Genomic DNA, 2198 nt, shown 5'->3' with positions numbered 1-2198 from the left:
CCGGTCCTCCGGCGGACAAGAAAACTGTCACCCATGCTATCGGTCCATTCTGTTACCTATCTATCCGGTTCGGACAGCAGCGCCACCTCTCCCCCCTCCGGAGGGAGAGGAACCAAGACCGGCCAAACCTCAACTTTCAATCCAAACCTTCTCAAAATGCTGTTCCAGCGCCTGATGCTGCTCGCAGCCTTCGATGCCCTTGCGGAAGGTCCGGTAGACCGAGCGCCAGTAGGGCTGGATCATGATGCCTGAATCGCGCAAATTCTGCTCGATCTTGGCCATGACCTCCTTGCGGGCCTTGGGGTCGGGCATGGCGAGCGCCTTGTCGAGCAGCGCGTCGAACTCCTTCGAGGCATAGGCGCTCTCGTTCCAGGCGGCGCCCGATTTATACGCCAGCGCCAGCACCTGGACGCCAAGCGGGCGGCCGAGCCATTCGGTGCAGGAATAGGGGAACTTGCTCCAGTCGTTCCAGAAGGTGGCGGCGGGCAGCACGGTGCGCTTGATCTTGAGGCCGGCCTCGCGCATCTGCGCGGCGATGGCGTCGCCGGTGCTCTTCTGCCATTCGATGTCGACCGAGATGAGGTCGTATTCGTGGTCCGCCTTGCCGGACTCGGCCAGCAGCTTCTTCGCCGCCTCGACATCGCGCTTGGCCGGACCGATATCGGCATATTCGGGGTGCATCGGGCCGACATGGTGGTTGTCGGCGGGTTTGCCGCGGCCATCGAGGCCGAGCTTCAGCACGGCGGAATTGTCCACCGCGAGCTGGGCGGCGCGGCGCACCTTGACGTCGTCATAGGGCGCGTTGGCGACGTTGAAGCGGGCGACGATGGTCGAGCCGGTGGCGATCTCGGAGTTCTTCAGCCCCATCTTGTCGGTCTGCGAGACGGCGTCGGAAGCGGTCTCGTGATCGGTGTCGATCTCGCCGGATTCGAAGGCCGACAGCATGGCGTTAGGGTCGGAGCCGTAGTCGATCCACTGGATGCCATCGAGGTAGAACTCGCCCTTCCACCAGGGCTTGTCCCGGCGCTTGACCTCCGCGGCCGTCTCGGCGTCCCATTTCACCAGCTCGCACGGCCCGGTGGTGATGGCGAGCGCCTTCATCGGGTCGCCGTCGCCCTCATAGGAGCGGTGCATGATCAACGCGGGATAATCGGCCATGCCGGCGATCAGCGAAATGTCCGGCTTCGGCAGGTTGAGCTTGATGGTGTAGTCGTCGACCTTCTCGATGCCGCCATCGACCACCTTCTTGGTGTCGGCATTGACCAGCGCGCCCATGCGCGCGGCGACCGAATTGCCGGCAACGCCGGCCTCGCACCAGCGGGTGAGGTTGTGGACGACGTCGTCGGCGTTGAAGGCGTCGCCGTTCGACCAGGTGATGCCCTTGCGCACATGCAGCGTCAGCGTCTTGGCGTCGTCGCTCATCTCCCATTTTTCGAGCAGCCAAGGCTCGAAGGTGAAGTCGGTGTTCCAGCGCACCAGATATTCGTTGCAGTGACGCGCGACATTGGACATTTCGACGCCGTCGAAGGTGCGGGGATCCTTGAAGCCCTTGACGTTCATGGCGACACGCAGCACGCCGCCCTTCTTCGGCTCGGCGGCGCGGGCGGGCGTCGGGGCGATGCCGCCCAGCGCAAAAGCGCCGGCGGCGCTGACGCCGAGCCCGGCCATCAGGGCCAGATATTCGCGGCGGTTGATGCCGCCCGTCTTGAAATCGTCGGCGACAGGTTTGGCACGCGGGTGAAGTTTGCGGTCGGTCAGCATGAATTTCATCGTCGTTCCCTCTTTTGTTGGTGCATTGCCCAAAGTGCCCAGCGGTTTTGGGACGACGGCCTGCACGGAAACAGGCTCGCCCCGGCGGACAAGCCGACGCGGCGCGGCTGCGACCGCCGGGGCGCCATTGCCTGAGGGGGAATGATAGGGCTGGGTGACGTGGCGGAATGTTCTGGAATCCGCAGGACTTGTGCGATGCTCCGCAGGGGGTGGACGGACCTGGGCGCACCACCTCTTGTCTGCTAGCCATCTCCCCCGCAGGGGATCGGTCGGATTGCGAGCAAGAGCGATGCGTTTGCCTGCGGCTTCGCGTTTCACAGCGGCTTCCCCCACTCCGTCTCGGCTTCGCCGAGTGTCCAGCCGATAGATGGGTTACAGAATGAACCGGATACATAGGTAACAGTTCTCCCCCTATGCGTCCGCCGCAG

1 protein-coding gene is annotated in these 2198 nt (G+C 63.9%); it reads right to left on the bottom strand.

What is annotated here, in order from left to right; translation table 11 throughout:
* Window positions 1–129: 129 nt before the first annotated feature.
* On the bottom strand, window positions 130–1770 hold the full coding sequence (locus tag LB516_RS28780; RefSeq protein ID WP_224720829.1) for an ABC transporter substrate-binding protein: 1641 nt from the start codon (window positions 1768–1770) through the stop codon (window positions 130–132).
* Window positions 1771–2198: the final 428 nt, after the last annotated feature.

The organism is Mesorhizobium sp. CO1-1-7 (assembly GCF_020164885.1).
Classification (GTDB): domain Bacteria; phylum Pseudomonadota; class Alphaproteobacteria; order Rhizobiales; family Rhizobiaceae; genus Mesorhizobium; species Mesorhizobium australicum.
This window is presented reverse-complemented; position numbering and strand designations above follow the sequence as displayed.